Annotated in this window: 19 protein-coding genes; all 19 read right to left on the minus strand. The window is 54.8% G+C overall.

Annotated elements, in window-relative coordinates; genetic code table 11:
- Nucleotide 1: 1 nt before the first annotated feature.
- Entirely contained in the window at nucleotides 2-949 is a 948-nt protein-coding gene (locus FHS30_RS14565; RefSeq protein WP_183911242.1) for an AgmX/PglI C-terminal domain-containing protein, read from the minus strand.
- Nucleotides 950-959: 10 nt separating this feature from the next.
- Nucleotides 960-1,478, minus strand: coding sequence for an ExbD/TolR family protein (locus FHS30_RS14570; protein ID WP_183911243.1), 519 nt, complete (start codon nucleotides 1,476-1,478; stop codon nucleotides 960-962).
- Nucleotides 1,475-2,026, minus strand: a complete 552-nt coding sequence (locus FHS30_RS14575) for an ExbD/TolR family protein (protein ID WP_425502401.1) — start codon at nucleotides 2,024-2,026, stop codon at nucleotides 1,475-1,477. Before FHS30_RS14575 ends, FHS30_RS14570 begins: the two co-directional genes overlap by 4 nt.
- A gap of 57 nt (nucleotides 2,027-2,083) precedes the next feature.
- Complete coding sequence (locus FHS30_RS14580; protein WP_183911245.1) at nucleotides 2,084-2,755, minus strand: MotA/TolQ/ExbB proton channel family protein; 672 nt, start codon at nucleotides 2,753-2,755, stop codon at nucleotides 2,084-2,086.
- A gap of 23 nt (nucleotides 2,756-2,778) precedes the next feature.
- On the minus strand, nucleotides 2,779-3,066 hold the full coding sequence (locus FHS30_RS14585) for a hypothetical protein (RefSeq protein ID WP_183911246.1): 288 nt from the start codon (nucleotides 3,064-3,066) through the stop codon (nucleotides 2,779-2,781).
- Complete coding sequence (locus tag FHS30_RS14590) at nucleotides 3,063-3,770, minus strand: tetratricopeptide repeat protein (RefSeq protein ID WP_183911247.1); 708 nt, start codon at nucleotides 3,768-3,770, stop codon at nucleotides 3,063-3,065. The genes FHS30_RS14585 and FHS30_RS14590 overlap by 4 nt, the downstream gene beginning before the upstream one ends.
- Nucleotides 3,757-6,570: a tetratricopeptide repeat protein gene (locus FHS30_RS14595; RefSeq protein WP_183911248.1), complete on the minus strand. Its 2,814-nt coding sequence runs from the start codon at nucleotides 6,568-6,570 to the stop codon at nucleotides 3,757-3,759. The genes FHS30_RS14590 and FHS30_RS14595 overlap by 14 nt, the downstream gene beginning before the upstream one ends.
- 80 nt (nucleotides 6,571-6,650) lie before the next feature.
- A complete protein-coding gene (locus FHS30_RS17405; RefSeq protein WP_183911249.1) occupies nucleotides 6,651-8,531 on the minus strand; it encodes a tetratricopeptide repeat protein in 1,881 nt (626 codons plus the stop codon).
- 2 nt (nucleotides 8,532-8,533) lie between these two features.
- Nucleotides 8,534-9,007 (minus strand): AraC family transcriptional regulator, encoded by a 474-nt coding sequence (locus tag FHS30_RS14605; RefSeq protein WP_246341383.1) that lies wholly within the window; start codon nucleotides 9,005-9,007, stop codon nucleotides 8,534-8,536.
- 244 nt (nucleotides 9,008-9,251) lie between these two features.
- Nucleotides 9,252-10,229 carry an FAD:protein FMN transferase gene (locus FHS30_RS14610; protein WP_425502384.1) on the minus strand — a complete coding sequence of 326 codons (978 nt, stop codon included), beginning with the start codon at nucleotides 10,227-10,229 and terminating at the stop codon, nucleotides 9,252-9,254.
- Nucleotides 10,226-11,023, minus strand: a complete 798-nt coding sequence (gene gspN / locus FHS30_RS14615) for a type II secretion system protein N (RefSeq protein ID WP_183911251.1) — start codon at nucleotides 11,021-11,023, stop codon at nucleotides 10,226-10,228. The genes FHS30_RS14610 and gspN overlap by 4 nt, the downstream gene beginning before the upstream one ends.
- A gap of 3 nt (nucleotides 11,024-11,026) precedes the next feature.
- Nucleotides 11,027-11,524 carry a type II secretion system protein M gene (locus FHS30_RS14620; protein WP_183911252.1) on the minus strand — a complete coding sequence of 166 codons (498 nt, stop codon included), beginning with the start codon at nucleotides 11,522-11,524 and terminating at the stop codon, nucleotides 11,027-11,029.
- The gene (gspL, locus tag FHS30_RS14625) at nucleotides 11,521-12,810 is read right to left on the minus strand and encodes a type II secretion system protein GspL (protein WP_221197322.1); all 1,290 of its coding nucleotides are present in this window, start codon (nucleotides 12,808-12,810) and stop codon (nucleotides 11,521-11,523) included. The genes FHS30_RS14620 and gspL overlap by 4 nt, the downstream gene beginning before the upstream one ends.
- Before the next feature lie 4 nt (nucleotides 12,811-12,814).
- A complete protein-coding gene (locus FHS30_RS14630) occupies nucleotides 12,815-14,020 on the minus strand; it encodes a general secretion pathway protein GspK (RefSeq protein ID WP_183911254.1) in 1,206 nt (401 codons plus the stop codon).
- A 20-nt stretch (nucleotides 14,021-14,040) separates the two neighbouring features.
- Entirely contained in the window at nucleotides 14,041-14,805 is a 765-nt protein-coding gene (locus tag FHS30_RS14635; protein ID WP_183911513.1) for a type II secretion system protein GspJ, read from the minus strand.
- Nucleotides 14,798-15,163: a type II secretion system minor pseudopilin GspI gene (gene gspI, locus FHS30_RS14640; RefSeq protein WP_183911255.1), complete on the minus strand. Its 366-nt coding sequence runs from the start codon at nucleotides 15,161-15,163 to the stop codon at nucleotides 14,798-14,800. The genes FHS30_RS14635 and gspI overlap by 8 nt, the downstream gene beginning before the upstream one ends.
- Nucleotides 15,153-15,653: a type II secretion system minor pseudopilin GspH gene (gene gspH / locus FHS30_RS14645; protein WP_183911256.1), complete on the minus strand. Its 501-nt coding sequence runs from the start codon at nucleotides 15,651-15,653 to the stop codon at nucleotides 15,153-15,155. The genes gspI and gspH overlap by 11 nt, the downstream gene beginning before the upstream one ends.
- Nucleotides 15,654-15,657: 4 nt before the next feature.
- The gene (gspG, locus tag FHS30_RS14650; protein WP_183911257.1) at nucleotides 15,658-16,110 is read right to left on the minus strand and encodes a type II secretion system major pseudopilin GspG; all 453 of its coding nucleotides are present in this window, start codon (nucleotides 16,108-16,110) and stop codon (nucleotides 15,658-15,660) included.
- A gap of 14 nt (nucleotides 16,111-16,124) precedes the next feature.
- A complete protein-coding gene (gspF, locus tag FHS30_RS14655; protein ID WP_183911258.1) occupies nucleotides 16,125-17,357 on the minus strand; it encodes a type II secretion system inner membrane protein GspF in 1,233 nt (410 codons plus the stop codon).
- Nucleotides 17,358-17,359: the final 2 nt, after the last annotated feature.

Raw genomic sequence — 17,359 nt, forward strand, 5'->3', positions numbered from 1 at the left:
CTCAGTAGGGCAGGAAGTCAAAGGAGTAATTGAGCGACGTCTGGGTGACATTGCTCGCCGCAAAGCGAATCAACTTCAGGCGCGACAGAATTTTACTCTCTAGCTCTGGATCATTTAAGTCGCTCGACACTAAGGTCGTGCCACTCACAGACCCATTGGGCTCAATGACCATTTTGACCACCACCTTGCCCTGTAGCGTGGGGTTTTTGCGCAGTGCGCGGTTGTATATGGCAAAGATAGCGGCTTTGTTTTTGTCCATGACGCGGCGAATTTCCTCTTCGCTACGGCCCGACACATCGCGATTGTTTTTACTCGCTTTAACTGCCGTGCCGCCCGCGGCCAATTTGGAATCCACCTTGGTGGTTTCCCGACCACTCAGTGCCACACCGCCCGTATCCCGACTGACGGCGGCATTGTTGATGCCACCAGATGTGGACTTGGCGCCACTGGTGATCATCGAGCGATCTAACTGCTCCGCCTGGGCTGCGCCACGGGTGATATTAGCGCTGGCCACGTCCGATGCATCCAAGGCTTCGCGCATGTCCATCAGGTCGTCCTGAAATTGCAGCAAGCCTGAACTGGCGGCTTTTTCGCGCGCTTTTGCAACGTCGGGTTTTGGAGGCTCAACCTCTTTAGGCTTTTCCTTGGGTTTGGGTTCCTCTTTTGGCTTTTCCTTGGGCTCTTCCTTAGGCTTCTCGGGCTCCTTCGGTTTGGGTGCCGGCGCTGGTGCCTTTTTCTCAAGGATGATTTTCGCCAACTGGGGCGGTAGCTCTGCCGCCTTTTCACGCGTGATTTCCGGCACGCTAATGAACGGGATCACAACACCAAAGAGTAAAAAAGCCACGCATAGCACGAGCAATATTTTCTTGTAGCGCTCGTTGTCATGCTCCAGTGAAGACCAGGGCAAGAGCAAACTGGGTGGGATAATGACCTGTCGTTTTGCTAGCATAATCCCCGCCTTAAGTTTCCGTTTCCGCATCTTCACTGGCTGCTTTAGACACAGCCAATGCGATATTGCGGTATTCGTTTTCGGCGCAGGTTGCCATGACTTTTTTCAGCAAGGTGTAGGGTATGTCCTTGTCGCCCATAATCGTTACGGCGCGCCCTTGCAATTGTTCTTCGGGAGTCAATGGCCGCGCATTAGCGCTCAAAAATTTGAGCTCTTGCGCCAGCGCTGGAATATTGTTTCCCGCTTCCGCCATCACCGCGTCAACTTTGGCGATGGGCCGCCCGCCCACCAAGACATCAGTAGCATTCACACGCACCACAACAGTCGTATCGGGCATGGTCTCTGCGGTGGATGTCGGTAGCGTAATGGTTTTATCGGTCTGCAAAACTTCAACGTCAGAGGAATTTACCAACAGAAAGAACACCAAGATGGTGAAAATATCCATCAGCGACACCAAATTCAGTTTGGATTGGTTCTTCGTGCGCTTGTGGTGTTTTGCCATGCGCTTCGCGCGGAGTGATTGCTTCATGGCGCCGTCCCTCCCTCGACAACTGGGGTCGCATCAAAACCGATATTGCTCGGCGCGTCGCCCAGGGAAACATCGGGGAATAATTCAGCATCCACTTCACTGGCGGCCAAGACCGCTTTAAATGAACGCACGGTATCCATCACCGATACCAGTGTTTGATAATCCGTGTCTTTTCGCGATAGCACCACAATGTCTCGCTTTTCCTGCCCCAATTCAGCTAAGCGTGCCTTTACCGCTTGTAGAATTTCCGACAGGGTTTGGTAGTCCTGTTCTCCCGTCGTTAGCGCGGGAATGCTGCGCAACTTGCGGCCAGCCGGCTGATTGACCACAAAGCCCTCCGGGTAGATCACCACCTCCAGTGTGTACTGGTCTGGTGTGTCCGGCGTAGAGGCTGGGTCTGAAGCTAGGTCGGGCAGCTTTAGATCGAGAACGGTAATGTGCGAGAACACCATAGAGAGCAGCAAAACGGGCACCAACACAATCATGAGGTTCATGAACGACGTAATGTCGAGTTCGGCCTCCGGCTTGTGTCTGTGTTTGTGTCTCAACATGAGTAAACCTTTTTGTCAGTGTTCAGTGTGTGCGCGTGGCCGTGCCTGCGCTGATTACTGAGAAGCATCCTGGGTGCGCGTCTTGGTCGCCACAGCCCGAGCACTGGCCATCAGGTTCAAACATTTCACACCGGCCATCTCCAGGCTATCGACGATTTCCGTCGTTTTCGTTTGCAGCATGGCGTGCAGCAGCAGGAGTGGAATTGCGGCAATCAACCCAAAGGCGGTGGTGTTCATCGCCACTGAAATGGATTGCGACAGCAAGGTCGCTTTTTCAGTGGGGTCGGCATTTGCGACTGCGGTAAAGGCGGCAATCAAACCAATAATGGTGCCCAACAAGCCCAATAATGTGGCGATGTTTGCCAGCGTAGCGAGGTAGGGTGTGCGCTTTTCCAAGCGCGGTACCGCTTCCATGACGCCCTCTTCCATCGCAAGCTCAATGTCATCGCGACGCTGGGACTCGGCCATACGTGCGACGCCGGATGCAACCATGCGGGCTACCGGCGCATCTTCACTATTGCCCATGGCAACCACCTTTTTGTACTCCCCCTTAGACAGCATTGGCAGGATGCGATCAAAGGCGCGTCGATTACTGATTTTGGCGTGGGTTAAAAATAACCATCGCTCCAAAGCAATGGCCAAACCCACCACCAGCACGAAGGAAATGGGGTACATAAAAGGTCCACCTTCTTGAAAGAAGCGGACGATGGTGTTGATGAAATCCATGTGATATTCCTCGGTTCTAAAACTCAGTGTTCAACAATGGTTGGACTTTTGGTATTGGGTAATAAGGTTTCTATGGCATCTATTTCGCGCTGCAGCTCGGTGCGATCAACCAACTTGAAGACATCCGATAGGGCTGAATCCATATTACCCTGTAGGGTGTCACTGCGCTGTGCATTCTGCCAAGGAATGATATACAGCACCTTGGGTTGCTCCTGATTGCCGGTCACGGTAGTGCCCAAGGTTACGTCTTGGGCAAATGCGAAATCAGAGCCACAAATGGCCAGTAAAAGAATCGGTAGCCAAGGGTTCATGGGGCCTCCACAGGCGTTGTTTCCAGCTCTGACGACGGCGCTGGCAGTCGGCGTTCCAAATCCACAATCCAGGCCGTAACCAAGCGATCTGGCTGCTCTTGCAACGCCTGATACGCCTGATAACTCGCCAGCGCCTCGTGTAGTCGACCCATGTAGAGATCGTACAGAATGCCTAAATTTCTATGGCTGTCAGCGTGATCGGGCCATATATTCAGCGCTTGTTTATAGAGCGTTTCCGCGCCGCTAAAGTCGCCCTGTTCACGCTTGAGTACCGCCAGCGCATTGTAGGCGTAGATATTTTTGTCGTTGACGGCAATGGCGTTTTGAAATCGCAACATCGCTTCGGCAGGCCGATTGAGCTGATGATAAACGCGCCCTAGATTGTAGTAGATGCCCGAGTATTCCGGCGCCTGCGCAATGGCTTGCAATAATAAGGGTTCCGCCTTACCCCACGCCTGTTCCGCCATGGCTTCATTGGCCTTCAACAGCAGCGCTCGCGCAGCCGGGTCATCGGGCTCGGGCTGCGCCGCATAGGGGTTGGGTGTCACTGGGCGCGGGGCTGCGGGCGTGGCGCTGTCGGGCGTGGCGCTGTCGGGCGCTTCCGTGGGCGCGGCGGTGTCCACCGTTTCGGGCTGCGGCTTTGGCGTCGCACAGGCTGTTAATAGCAGCAACAGGCCGATACCGAGATACTTAGTGCAGGGCATCGCTGTACTCCATCAGGGCTTCCGGTTTGCGGTAGCGCGCGGGCAGTAATCGCTCCAGCTCGCTAAAGCTGTGTTTGACCCATTCATCGTATGTACCGCTCCAGGCGCGCTGCGCGTTGGCCTCGAAAATTTCGATGGCCTGCTCTTCAAATGGAAAGGCCTGTTCTTCCAGCAGAATTTCATACTGCTCTAATTCCAACTCATCCAATCCCCGGGGCCGTTGGGAATCCATGAGGTCGCGGCTGAGTTGCGAATAAATGGCGCCGATGCGGTGACTTGCTTGCGTGGTGTATTCGGCAACGCCGTACTTGAGCAAGGATTGATATAAATTGAGCGTGTCCTGTAGCGCTTTTTTCTTTTTCGCTAAGGATTGCTTTAGTGGCAGTTTTAGCGGAATTTTTTCAAAGGTCCGATAAAAATCGTCTGCCCGCACACTGGTTGCCATGGCCGCCAAATAAATGGATCTGTCGGTGCGATTGTCGCCCGCGGTGCGATCGGTCTCGATGATCTTTCGCAACCAGTAATCTCGATTCTGTTTGTTGCCGTCGACGCGATAGAGTTCACTGAGCTTGTACTGCGCCTCTAGGTTCTGGCTAAACGGTTGCGGGTAATTGTGTGCATATTCGCGATAATAATTTATAGCGTTTTTCGTATTGCCATCGCGCTCGTAGTATTCCGCCGCCACATACAGAGATTGTTGTTGCAACGCCGGGTCTTGACTGTTGCGCGCTTGCTTTAACAGTTCGTCGGCAGCCGCCGACCAATTTTCACTGCGCTCATAAATCAACACCATTTTTGGTGTGATATTTGGCGTCAGTGCGTGATTTGGGTAGCGTCGGCGAAATGCCAACAACAGCTCCTCTGCCTCTTGCCAGCGCTCTAAGTCCATCAAGTAGCTCGCGGCATCGTACTGCGCGCTGATGGCAATATCGCTGTCCGGCGCCAATGCCTGCACGCGTATTAACTGTTCTACAGCAAGTGCGATACTGCCAGCGGCAATCAATTGTTCGGCGCGTTTAAACACGCTGGCGGCGATGCGAGTTTTTATGTCCTCGCGCTGGGGGTCCCGTGCAGGTAGCAAATCCAGCACTTGATTGTAGGCGTATTCCGCCGACTCAAACTGGGTGGTGTCGTAATAACTTTGTGCCAATACCAACCACGCGGTTTTGCGCAGTGCCGCGTCCGGCTGCGGCTGCCACTGAGTCACCTGAATGGCGGCGGCAATGGCGTCATTGGGTTTACCTTGCGCCAACAATTCATTGGCTGCTTGGGTCAATACCGCCGCCGCCCGCGCATCCTTTGGATAAGTCTGGGCAAAACGCAGTGAACTCGATATTTTTAAATCTTGCCACGCTTGCTGATCTGCTACGTCCACAGTAGCGCGCCCAGTCATTTCGGTGGCGGCCAGAATCGCGCTGTAGCCAGCTTCGGCGCCCCGGATGGCATCTTTATATTGATAAGCGACTTGTTCAAATGCCGTAAATGCGGCTTCGAGCTGATCCGCTTCAAACAGCGCCTCGCCCATCAGAAATGCCATTTCAGGCGTTTTTTTATCGTCCGGAAAGGTGCTAATGAATTCCGAATACCAGAGTGCCGCTTGCGCATAATGCTGCGAGCGTTTGGCCTGAAGCGCTGGCGCCAATTTGGCGCGCTCCGACGATTTCAGCTTATCGATATCAATCTGGGCCTGTTGTGCACTGGCGTGTTCGTAACTTGCCAGCTCATCTAGATAACTGTGCAAATGGGTGCGCAGCGGCTGCCGTTCGGCATCCGTCAGCGTGCTCCAGTAGGCACTGGTATACCCATAAATGCGCACATAATCTTCTTTGGCCGGCAATATCAACGAGGGGAAATTGCCCTGGCCATAAACTTCAATCTGGCGCACGGAAAACGCGGGCGAATATTGGTCTAGCGCATTATTCGACACATAGTGTCCATAGGTATCCGCACTATCGCGGTACCGCTCTTTTTCTAAATAGAGTTCACCGAGGGCGCTGTACAGCAAGTGGTGGTAGTGGCGCTTGCCCTTGCTGGCGTAGGTGTTTTCAATTGTGTCAGCGCCGTCTAAATAGGAAAAAGTCACCGCCATAATGCGCAGTGAATCGGTGAGCAAATTGCGATTGCTAGCGGTCAAGCTGGCGGCATCAGCGCCCGGCGGCAGCAAACGATCCAACACCGTGGTAAACGAATCCAACGACTGGGCATACCAGCCACGCTTAAACATACTCCAACCGTGCATGTAGGTCGCGTTAATGTAATAGGGTGTGTGCGGGCCCGCATCCATTACCGCCTGATAGCGATCTGCGGCAGTGACATAGTTACCGGCACTGAAGGCCGCCTCGGCGCGACGAAACTGCGCTTCGGCCACAAAGCTGCCCTCGGGATGATGCTCTGTGAGCTGACCCAATACCGCATTCGAGGCCTCGACATTACCCACTAATGCATGGGCTTTGGCCAGCTGGTATATGGCCTCTTGTCGTTTATTTGGATCGTAGAGTTCGTCCATGGTGATGGCGAGTAACGCCTCGTACTGCACAATCACATCGTTGAAATAGGGCGTAGGGTCCTCGGTTCCGTCTAACAGCTTTTGCTCGGCACGCAACATACTTAATTCGGCTAACCGCTCGTAGATGTCACGCTTGATGCGTTCATCTTCCGCCACCTCTAGCGCCATCTGATAGCGCTGCTGAACCACCGCCAACTCTGTATCTGCCACCAAGGGCTTAACTTCCGGCAAACGCGCTGGCTGCAACGCAGATAACTTTGGGCTGTCATCTATTAGCGCATCTTCGTCGAACATACTGCACGCCGAAACCGTGAGTAGTCCCGCTAAAGACAGCGCCAATGCCAAAGGTCGTTTAATACACGGGATGCGCGCCATTACTGCTTTAACCGCTCGTCATATAGGCGCGCAACACTCAGTCGCGTTCGAGCCAAATAGTTTTTAATACGCACTTGTTGTGCATCCAGTGCGGCGATTACCTGTCCGTGCAAGGCCTGCTCTTCCACTAACATTTGTCGATCAATGGCAACCGTCGCGGCTGCCAAACGCTGGTCTAGCGCCAGCATGCGCTGCTGGTAAGGTAGAATTTCTGGCGCTTCATCAATGGCTTTGCGCAGGGACGTACCTGCGCGATTCAGGTTATCCAATTCGCTATTGAGGCTTGCCACAGCGCGTTTTTGGGCCCATAGATTCGCGCTAAATTGTTCCTGTGCCTGCCACAGTAAAACACCGCGATAAAAATCTAATTGCTGTTGCTCCCACTCAACAGACTCACCCGCTTGCTGCATTTGCGCTAAGGCATTCTGGGCACCCTGAATACGATCTAATTGATCGAGCATGTCCTCATCGGTGACCAAGGCGATATAATCTTGATTCTTCTCTATCTGCATTAACCAGCCATGTATTTCTCGCGCCTGCTCGCGCAATGGCAGTTCTTGATCCATCTTTCCCGACGCTTGCATGGCAGCCACTTTTTCACTGCGAAGTAGCCCGCGCTGTACCAACAAATCCGCGTAAATTTCTTGCTTGCGCTGCCACTGCGCAAGGGTTTCTTGCATAAACAGTAAATCGCGCACTGCTTGCACTCGGGATTGAAAGTCGTTACTTGCAAAAATCTCAGACAAATACGCCAGTTCAGGTTTAAGTGAAACTTCTGTGTCGAGCGCAAACCAGCTTTGGTTTTCCTGGCCGCCATGGGAGCGAATGATTTCCAGCAAGTAGTCGCCGGCCAACTGGTCTCGCAATGCTTGGATTTTTTCTAGCTCGCGAACAAATATTTGTTCAGCGCCTTCATAGGCATCCAGTGCCGCAACGTCGGCGCCAAGTTGCTCGTAGGCGTAGGGCACAGCCAACATGGATTCCAGTACGCTGACCTGCTGCAGAGAGCCTTCATTCAGTTTTTGCCAAGGTGCCAAAGCTAGTTCGAAATTTTCGAGCGCCGCCTGCGCCCAGCCCAAGCCCAGCAGCGCACGATCGGAATAGGGGCCGCTCAACCGCACTTGATTAAACGCGGCGATGGCCTTTTGGTATTGTCCTTGCTGAATATGAACATAACCCATGGCGGTAAAAGCGCGGTCGCGCAGCGCGCGCTGTAATTTTTGCTCGATGGGATTTTCACGCAATGGGGTCGAGGTTGCCGCGCGCAAATAGGTCAATGCATTTATGCTTTCACCTTGCCGACCCAACGCCACGCCCAGGTTGTAGTTGACCAATTCATGCCAATTGCCCATGTCAGGTAATTGGTTGTAGAGAATTTGCGCCGCCTGATAGTCTTCATTGCGAAGATAGATTTGAAGGCGCATGGCGGAAAGTTCGCGCGCCAGGCTGCGGTCTATCTCCGCAGAAATATTGTCAAAACTATCGCGTGCGCCCTGCCAATCGCCTTGCTGATATTGCAGTTTGCCGAGATAAAACCAGGCCGTATCGCGCACATTTAAGGGTTTATTTTCGGTGAGCAGTTCGCTGAAAGCCGTGCCCGCACGCTGCTCCATACCAAAGGCCAAACCGATGGCACCGGCGATGATTTGAGGGTTGTCTTTATGGCCCTGAATACCGCCGCGCGCCTCGGCCACCATCAGCTCACTGAGTGCGGCGAAATAGTTTTGCTGGTAGTACTCAAATAACGTGACACCGTAGCGCAGATCGGCCACAGAAGACGGCAGAGGTTCAGCCTTGTCGGCGGCGGTAACCGTGGCGCAACTGATTATCGCCCACCCCGTTAACGACCGAGCGAGAGATCTAGCCCAACAGATCCTCACAATCAGTTATCCCATTCCTTTATATCGAAGTCCGGTTGCATACGCGCGGTGGAATCGTTGATGCGAATTTCTAACACTTTCGGATCTTCGTCCTTGTCGATGGTGAGCCGCGCTCCACGCTTGTAGTCCCGGCCATCGGGCCCCTGACCAACAAACACGGCACTCACCTCGTGTTCGCCGGCTTTTAGATTGCCCATATATAAGCGCTGAACGCCGCCCCGAAACAGTGCATCAAGCTGCTGCTCCGTGTACAAATGGCTGGCTACGAGCTCGTCATCAATGAGCAATTTGACGGCGTCTAAACGGAAAAATTTGCCCACATCCATGGACAAAAATACGCTTACCTGACTATTGGCGGGATACAGCAATTCCTCTTCCAGAATCAATAGATCGCGGTTGAGTTCCAGTACCCGCTGCTTGAGCGCTTCTACTTCGCTGGCATCTTGAGCAAACACCGAGGCACTTGTGGCCGACATCACCAAGCACAGTGCCGTTGCCAGCCAACCCATCCGATTGAGCATTGGAAAATTCCTTTCAATTTTTGGCGCGTAAATCATTTTGTACAGGTTTTGAGCAAGGCGCTTGAGCACCCTTTTGATCTCGCAAAATGCAGAGACAAAAACAAACCACAGTCTAGGGACTCGCGAGTATAATTTCTTTGCCGCAGGCCACAAAAGCCCGATTCTACGCACCCAACTTCGGGAAAAGAAGCGCGTATCGTCAATTGGAGTCAGGCGCTTGCAAACCGCTGCTGAAATGCACCTGCCCCTTTGCGTCGATAATAATGGCATCAAAATTTGGCAGCCGCTCGATCAACGCCAAACCTTTAGTCACCCCCAACACAAACACCGTCGTGGATAGCGGGTCTGTATCAAAGCCCGAAGGGCCCAAAACTGTCACACTCATGACCCCAGCGGTGGATTGGCCGGTGCGCGGATTGAGAATGTGGTGTACCCGTTGGCCGTGTTCGTCGATGAAAAATCGCTCGTAGTCCCCTGAGGTGGACATGGCCGTGTCGCTCAATGGCAATTTAAGCGCCAACGCATCGGCGTCGCGCGGATTCTTTACCCCGACGATCCACGGCCGGCCACGCTTGTCACCCAGCATTCGACTGTCGCCACCGGCACTCACTGAGGCGTGTGTTACGCCGTGTTCACGCAACCGCGCGACCGCGCGATCCACCGCGTAACCCTTGGCAATGCCGCCCAAGTCGATACGTAAATCTGGGTGGTCAAAGAAAACCGTGCGCGCCTGATGGTCGAGTTTAATTCGCCGATAATTAATGGCGGGCAACAGTCGTTCACGCGCCTCGGCCGCCGGCTGTGTACCCGCCCGATAGTCGTAGTAGAAACCTACGGAGGCGAAGGTAATGTCGAAGGCGCCTCCGCTCAATTCACCGTAGTAGAGCGATTTATCCAACAATTGCAGTAATTCCGGGGACACCGGTACCGGCGACATGGCGGCCTGTGCATTGAGCCGATATAACTCCGAGGTTTCGATCCAGGGGCTCAACCATTGATCGACGCGGCGCATTTCGTCCATGACCGCCGCTGCCGCGCGGGCGGCTTGGGTGGCATCTTCGTGCCAGAGATAGACGCTGATCTCGGTGCCCATGATGGCCGCGCGCTCATAGTGCCACTCGGCATGGGCGGAGACCGACACGCACAGGGCCAACAGCCAACCCACAAAGGCTTTCACGGCAACTGCAGTTCCATGAGGTATTCGTCGCCGCGCGCTTCAAAGCCGAGCAGCGCCAAGCCATTGCCCCACTGCAAGCGGTAGGATTCAGACAAACGCAACCGCGACGATAAGCGGGTCTCTAGCCCCGCCAAACCGAATGCCAGCTGATCGCTTTGGGCCTGCCACTGAATAGCTTGATCATCACTGATTAACGATGCGGTATAAGGCCCGCCAACCGGTCCCGCCAGCAATAGATCCAAATTGCCCAAATGCAACCAATCGCGCTCAACTTGGAGCGCCAACTGCTCGATGCGCCCGCTGCCGGAAATAGTGTCGATGCGATTGCCCGACAGGGTGACCTCATCGAGCGCCAACATGACCTGGCCCGCCGCTTCAATGGGCGCCATCAGGCGCAGAAAACTCGCGGGCATCTGTAAGCGCAGGCCGCTCAGTACTGTAGTGCCCGCTAGACTGTGACACACGCGCCCTTTAAATTGCTGCGCCTTAAGCAGTGCCTGAACCTGTGCACAGGCCTGCAAACTCAGCAGCGATGCGGGCTCCAGTTGCCAGTCCAACTCCCCTAAATCAAAAACCAGCTGCCGACCTTGGTGCGGCGCTAATTGCAGTCGCGCCGATTCCGCGGAGCCCGCCCAAAAACTGCCGCTCAACCCCTGCAATTGCAGACCACCGCCAGCGGCGGCACTGGCGAGCAGGCTGGCCGGCGCCAACCACAATAGCCAACCGAGCAACACACACACGCCGGCCAAGCTCCAGCGCCAATAGCTCACGTTCAATTTCACTGCCGTTGCCATGGGTTAGCGTGCCTGCTCAAGCCGTGCGGTTAACAAAACCCAACCTTCTTTTTCGGTGGGATTGATGGTCAATTCATTGATGGTCACGCCTGCTACCGCCTCCATTTCATAGAGCCAACGCCACACGGCTTGGGTCGGTGATGCCTCTAGGCGCACGAACATTTCGCCTTGCTGCCCCGGCTGAATGCCCCGAATAGATAACCCCTGCGCGCGCAAGCTACTATCGATCAACTCAGTCATGCTGCCACCGCGCGCGCTGCGCTGTTGCGTAGCGTTGCCGCGACTCGCCTCAAGGCGCGCAGCCAATTGATCCACCTCAGCATAGGTGAGTTGGGTGCGCGCCAACGTTTGCCTGGCGTTATCGCGCAACCCATTGATCGGCTGCACTACCACAAGCCACACCAACATGACTGCTATCGCCACTGCGCCGCCCGCCAATAGGGCCTGTTCGCGGCGCGGGCGACCATAGAGGAGTTTCCCAAGAATTTTATCGAGGCTCATTTGCGTGTCACCTTCATGCGCGCCTGATGGACGCCATTGTTTACATTCACTGACAAGACCTCAGCGCCAAAACCCTGAGCCTTAAATTGGCTACTTAGTGCTTCGATGTCCGCCAGCGCCGGCGCTTGGATCGTGAGCCTCAGTTCTTGTGCATCATTGGAGAACTGTAAATTTTTAACTTCGACCCCCGACCTTGCCGTTAACACCGGCACCGCCCGCGAGAGCACGCTCAACGCATTGCTGCCCTGTGCACCCGAGCCAAGGCGATTCACCTGATTGCGCAGCTGTTTGAGCGGGTCGCTGATGGCGCCGCTCGGCACTGCCGCCCGATAGCGTTCCGTGATGGCGGCTTTTAGTGCCTGGGTATGATTGGTTGCAATCTGCCATTCGGTCAGTGCCACTGTGAGGTGCACGCACAAGCCCGCCAAAAGTAACACTGCAGGGAGCTTGATTAAGCCCAACCAACGGCTCAATGGAATGCGCGGGGAAAATTGCTCCACCGCTAGATTTGGGGCACTCGCTGACGCGGCGAGAGGCTCTGTGACCAAGCGCTTGAACAGACTGGCCTGGGCGAGTGACGGGGGCAGTGCGTCTGCAAGTTGAGTCAACAGCGCGTCGCCCGTCGCCAGCAGTTGAATGCGAGCGGGCTTGTGGTCATTGGCTAAACTTGCCAAAAACATTGGCACCAGTGCTGGCTGCACAGCGCCAAACCGGGTCGTGGATAGGCGATAGTAACAGCGCTGATCATCGAGCATTAACACCCATTCATCACCCGCGCTGTCGGGCAACAACGACGCCGCACTGATCACATACGAGACCGGTAGTTCGCGCTCGAAGAAGGGCGCCAACCATTGGTTCAAAAGGTCTGTTCGGCAATAGGCCAAATCCACCCCCTCGTCTCCCAAGGGCCCGTACACAAAATGCAGGTCGGTGACATCATCGATGATGTCTTCTTCCAACTGAAAGGGCGCGAGCTTTTTAAAATAGCGTCGCTCTCCCGGCGCTACCAGCAACGATCGAGTCACTACAGCTTCCGCCGGCACCACCATGATCGCCTGTGCAGGCCACTGAGGCAGGGCGTCGCACAAGGCATTCACATCACCGGTTTGCATTTCGGTCCACTGGCCCGCGCTCAATCGGCGCCAGCGATAGCGTGGCTCGGCGGGCGTGTCAGGTGTGGCCTCGCCCAGCGGCTGAGGATAGAGATAGAGCCCCTCCAACGCCGAGCTGGTAGCGCTCAATTCACTGTCATTTATTGCCGGTTGGGGCAGCGCGTCTGTGGTCATAGCGTTATCGCTTATCATCTGAATTATTGTCGCCTCGACCGTCGCCGCGGTCTCCTCCGCGATCGCCGTCTACACGGCCACCGCCATCGCGCTCGTCGTCCTCGCCATTGGCATCGGCATCGGCATCGCCCTGCAACAGCACTTGCATGGCCGTTTGTTGGCCGGAGGCAAAGCGGGCTAGAACCTTAATATCACCGCCCTTGCGCTGCAATAACATGCGTCGATTGATGACCTTTTCCGCCAGTTGTACATCGACCGTCAGCCAAAAATACTCTGTACTCACACTCAAGCCTGCAACGTCCAGATTGGCGCCGTTGAGCAACGCTTGAAAATCAGGCTGACTGGCGAGGTCCGAGCTGGCGGTAAAGCCTGTCTCGCCTCGCCAACTGCCAAAGGCACCCAGATCCTCGGCCTTAAGCGGCACCAGCTGATCGGCGGCGTTCAGAGTTTGCAATAGTTTAACCTCAGCCACCGTGTTGATGTTAAGGCTAGTGTTAGCTTCAGGCAGAACCGTTATATAAGGCCGAATGGCTTGATAGATTTCCGGCGTAATGTGCTGGACGAGTTTCAATTCCTCAATGGACTCCATGGCCGCATTGGGCGGCACCCAGGTTACGCCCATTTGCTGGTATTGCAGTGATTCCGCCCCGCCGTAACCGGTGGGCTCGTCATCGGCATCGAGCCAATCGGCAATGGCCTCGGTTATCATTATTGCTTGGTTAACATCGATAACCAACGGCGGAGGTGCATTGGGATCAGCCTCTGCTCGGCCGTCTCGATCGGCGCCCGCCTTGCCACCTGCGCCTTGATTGCCATCAAAGGTCTGTAACAACCGAATGAACCGCCGCTGTGCTTCAGAAAATCGCGTGGGGTCTTGAGGGTTCGGTTTGTCGGCGATCGGGCTTTGCAAATTGTTGATATTAAACACTGCTTGCGCGTCGGCTAGCGCGCCGGAAATGGCACCGCCCTCTACGCTGTAGCTGGCGCCACCGGGAAAGGCCCAATCTTCTTGCAAGTGGTCTAATTCACCATTTTCCGCGTCGGTTTTCAGCAGCCGCGCCGCCATGTCGATCATCGAATCGGCATAGACTTCTTGCTGCGCGCCGTACAAGCGATTTTCCGCCCGCGCCTGTACCAGCATCATTTGACTGGCATAATTGACCGCCAAAGTGGCCACCAACGCCACGATGAGTAGCGCCAGTATCAACACGGCCCCCCGCTGACGCGCCTTCAATTTTCAATGCCCAATAACATAACGCGCCGCACTTCGCCCACATTTTGCAATTCAATGACGACTTCCACTGCCTGTGGCAGCGGATTCGCGTTGCTGCCACCGGAACGACTGGCGGCGGGCGGCCAGGTCTCTGACCAACTGCTGTCGTTGGCCGACGCGCTGCCCGCTGCAAGATACCGCATCTGCAAATTATCCACTTGTGTCACCAGCCGCCGCGCGAGCGAAACATCTTCGTAAAACACGGCATCGGACGGCGGATTATCGCCAAAAACTTCGTTATCGATGGGCCGAAAAAAACGCCAGATCGCGCCCTTGTGCCACGCGTAAGTCACATGCTGTAAGTCACTGCGCGGGCGCACACCAAAATTTACCCAATCGCCGCGCACCAGTTGCAGAAAGCGGTGATCAGTATCTATATCCGCCAAAAGATTTTTGCGCTGCTGCTTGATGTCCTGCGTTTCAAAGGCCTCGCCATAGCCTAAAAACGTATCATCGGCAGTGGCGGTCGCGCCGGACAAACTTTGACTCACCGCCTCTGACTGAAAATTAAAGTCGCGCCCTATGCGCACGGTGCGCAAGTCCTGCTCAAGCACGAGAAAAAAACGATCCAGTTCCGCCAATTGATCACTCAGGTTTTTGCCGCGCTCCATCGCCGTGGTCGCCGAGCTGAGTGATTGCACCGCCAATGTCGCAATAATGGCGGCGATAAAAATCGCGATGAGTACTTCAACCAAGGTGAAGCCGCGCACTCGCCTACTCATTGAACACCGCCACAACTGAGCTCAAGGTTTCATCGGGCGACAAACCTACCAACACTTCAATTTGCTGTGCTTGAATATCGGGGAAGCGCGTTGTGGTAGCGCGCCAATACCAGCGCGCGCCCCCCATCTCCACATCACCAGATTCCGAATCGCCGATACTCGCGTTGGGTTCGCGCTTGCGCAGTCGGTATTCAACGATTTTGTTTTGTGCCACGTAGAGCGCCAAGGTTTTGTTGCGCAACAGTGCCTGGCTATCCGTCTGGGCCTGCATTTGCCCCATCAACGCCGGTAGCGCCAAGCCCACTACCATGAGCGCCACCAACACTTCGACCAGACTAAAACCGCGCTCACGGTTCATAGCTGTCTGCCTGCACCAAATCACCGGTCACATCCACGGCAATTAATCCAATGGGCCGATCTTGATGTGCGAATCGCAGCTCAAAATTAGATATTTCTCCACTGCCACTGAACACCACTTGCGGCGTCTGCGCCCTCTTGGCCAGCTGAACGGGTTGATCGTCAATGCGCAGCTCAAGCTGGAGACTACTGGGCAGCTCGCCGTCCACAAAGGGCTCCTCCGCTGGCACCCATGCGCCAGCGCGCAGGCGTCGCCACGTCAAGCCGATATCACCTTCAATGGTGGTTTCCATCTGCAAGCCCAGTAAATCACCTTGCAACGCTGCGCTTTCGTCCGCAAAACGCAATAGTCGATAGGTTTGGTCAACATACTGGCGCGCCTTGCGCTCCTCATTGCCACCGAGATTCAAATCCACCATGCCGATGGCGAGGCCGATTAACATCAGCACCACCATCAATTCGATGAGTGTGAATCCACGCTGATGGCGCACGCTATTAAGACTCGAAATCGCTCATGGATTGCCAGTTGCCGATGTCGGCGTTCTGGCCTTCACCGCCAGCCACGCCATCGGCACCCAGAGTATAGATATCCACCGTGCCGTGCTCGCCGGGGCTAATATACAAATAGGCATTGCCCCACGGATCTTTTGGCAGCGAATCCAAATAGCCATTTGCAGGGTAGCGCTTGGGAATCGGGTCCAGCGATGGCTTGCTTACCAACGCATCCAATCCCTGTTCACTGGTGGGATAGGAAAAATTATCCAATCGATAGGATTTCAGCGATGTCTCTATGGCTTTGAAATCCGCAAACACTTTTTGAACACGCGCGCTATCGGCCCGATCCAGTACGTTGGGCGCAACGATACTGATGAGCAGGCCCAGTATTACCAGCACCACCATAATTTCAATTAAACTGAAACCGCGTTGCGCAGCATTAATCCTATTCATATTGTGTCCCTCGTTTACACCATTGTGTTCATTTCAAATATCGGCAGTAAAATTGCCATGACGATACCGGTGACCAGCACGCCCATTACGACCACCACCAGCGGCTCCATAATGCCGAGCGCGGAAGCCAGTCGCCATTCCAATTCGCGATCCATGTTGCGCGCCGCGTGCTCCAGCTGTTTATCGAGATCGCCACTGGATTCACCGCTGGCTGTCATTTGTACGAGCAACGGTGGAAACAATTTTGTTTTTTCCATGGCGCGCGAAAGTGATGAGCCCTCCTGCACGTCTACCGCTAGCTTTTCGCTGGCGCGCGCCATGACCGCATTGGTCATGACTTGGGTAGATATTTTTATTGCATCGAGCAGTGGTACACCACTGCCGGTCAACAGACTTAAGGTTGATGCAAAGCGCGCGGAGTTAATTTGCGCACTGATCTCGCCGAAGACCGGCATCGACAAAATCATGTTGTGCCAAGCGAGCGTACGCGAAGGTTTTTGCAGCCACTTTTGCACGCCCATTATGGCGAGCAACAGGGCCAACATGGTCCACAATCCCCAGCGACTCAAATAATTGCTCACGCTAATCAATACTTTTGTGAGTGTTGGCAATTCTCTGGAGCTGTGGGCAAACACCTGCGTCAATTCTGGTACCACGAAGGTCATCAGCATACCGATAACACCCACGCTCACCACCAACAACACCACCGGATAAATCATTGCCATTTTGACCCGCTGACGGGTTTCAAAGGTGGACTCTGTATACGCGGCTAATCGCTCCAGTACCGGCCCCAAATAACCTGCACTTTCGCCTGCGCGCACCAATGCCCGGTACATACTGTCGAAGGCATAGGGTGCCTCTGCCAGCGCTTGGGCAAAGCTGTGGCCCTCCAAAACGCGCGAGCGCACCTGCAAAATCATTTCTTTCAACGGTTGCTTGCGCTGTTGATTAGCGGTGCTTTGCAACGCTTCCACCAGCGGCATGCCAGAGTTGAGTAACGAACTCAATTGGCGCGTCAACACCGTTAAATCAGAGTCTTTTATGCGCCGGTGAAACTTGGGCAGCTGAAAACTAAACCCGGTGCTGGCACTGCCTTCGGCGGCATTGCGACCCGCGGGCTTGACGCTGATGGGCTTGAGGTTGCGCGCGCGCAAATCGGCGCGCACGGCGCGTTCGGAATCGCCCTCTATCACGCCTTTTTGTTGGCGCCCCTGTGCGTCTATGGCTTGGTAGGAAAAGGCTGGCATAG

It is taken from the genome of Simiduia aestuariiviva, from assembly GCF_014192475.1.
Taxonomy (GTDB): Bacteria; Pseudomonadota; Gammaproteobacteria; order Pseudomonadales; family Cellvibrionaceae; genus Simiduia; species Simiduia aestuariiviva.

Excerpts from the sequence above, each read along its gene's own strand:
- FHS30_RS14595 (WP_183911248.1), bottom strand. The coding sequence starts at position 6,570 with ATGTTCGACGAAGATGCGCTAATAGATGACAGCCCAAAGTTATCTGCG.
- gspN (WP_183911251.1), bottom strand. The coding sequence starts at position 11,023 with ATGGCAACGGCAGTGAAATTGAACGTGAGCTATTGGCGCTGGAGCTTG.
- FHS30_RS14635 (WP_183911513.1), bottom strand. The coding sequence starts at position 14,805 with ATGAGTAGGCGAGTGCGCGGCTTCACCTTGGTTGAAGTACTCATCGCG.
- gspL (WP_221197322.1), bottom strand. The coding sequence starts at position 12,810 with ATGACCACAGACGCGCTGCCCCAACCGGCAATAAATGACAGTGAATTG.
- FHS30_RS14620 (WP_183911252.1), bottom strand. The coding sequence starts at position 11,524 with ATGAGCCTCGATAAAATTCTTGGGAAACTCCTCTATGGTCGCCCGCGC.
- FHS30_RS14605 (WP_246341383.1), bottom strand. The coding sequence starts at position 9,007 with ATGTCGGCCACAAGTGCCTCGGTGTTTGCTCAAGATGCCAGCGAAGTA.
- gspI (WP_183911255.1), bottom strand. The coding sequence starts at position 15,163 with ATGAACCGTGAGCGCGGTTTTAGTCTGGTCGAAGTGTTGGTGGCGCTC.
- gspG (WP_183911257.1), bottom strand. The coding sequence starts at position 16,110 with ATGAATAGGATTAATGCTGCGCAACGCGGTTTCAGTTTAATTGAAATT.
- FHS30_RS14585 (WP_183911246.1), bottom strand. The coding sequence starts at position 3,066 with ATGAACCCTTGGCTACCGATTCTTTTACTGGCCATTTGTGGCTCTGAT.
- FHS30_RS14580 (WP_183911245.1), bottom strand. The coding sequence starts at position 2,755 with ATGGATTTCATCAACACCATCGTCCGCTTCTTTCAAGAAGGTGGACCT.
- FHS30_RS14570 (WP_183911243.1), bottom strand. The coding sequence starts at position 1,478 with ATGAAGCAATCACTCCGCGCGAAGCGCATGGCAAAACACCACAAGCGC.
- FHS30_RS14590 (WP_183911247.1), bottom strand. The coding sequence starts at position 3,770 with ATGCCCTGCACTAAGTATCTCGGTATCGGCCTGTTGCTGCTATTAACA.
- gspF (WP_183911258.1), bottom strand. The coding sequence starts at position 17,357 with ATGCCAGCCTTTTCCTACCAAGCCATAGACGCACAGGGGCGCCAACAA.
- FHS30_RS14565 (WP_183911242.1), bottom strand. The coding sequence starts at position 949 with ATGCTAGCAAAACGACAGGTCATTATCCCACCCAGTTTGCTCTTGCCC.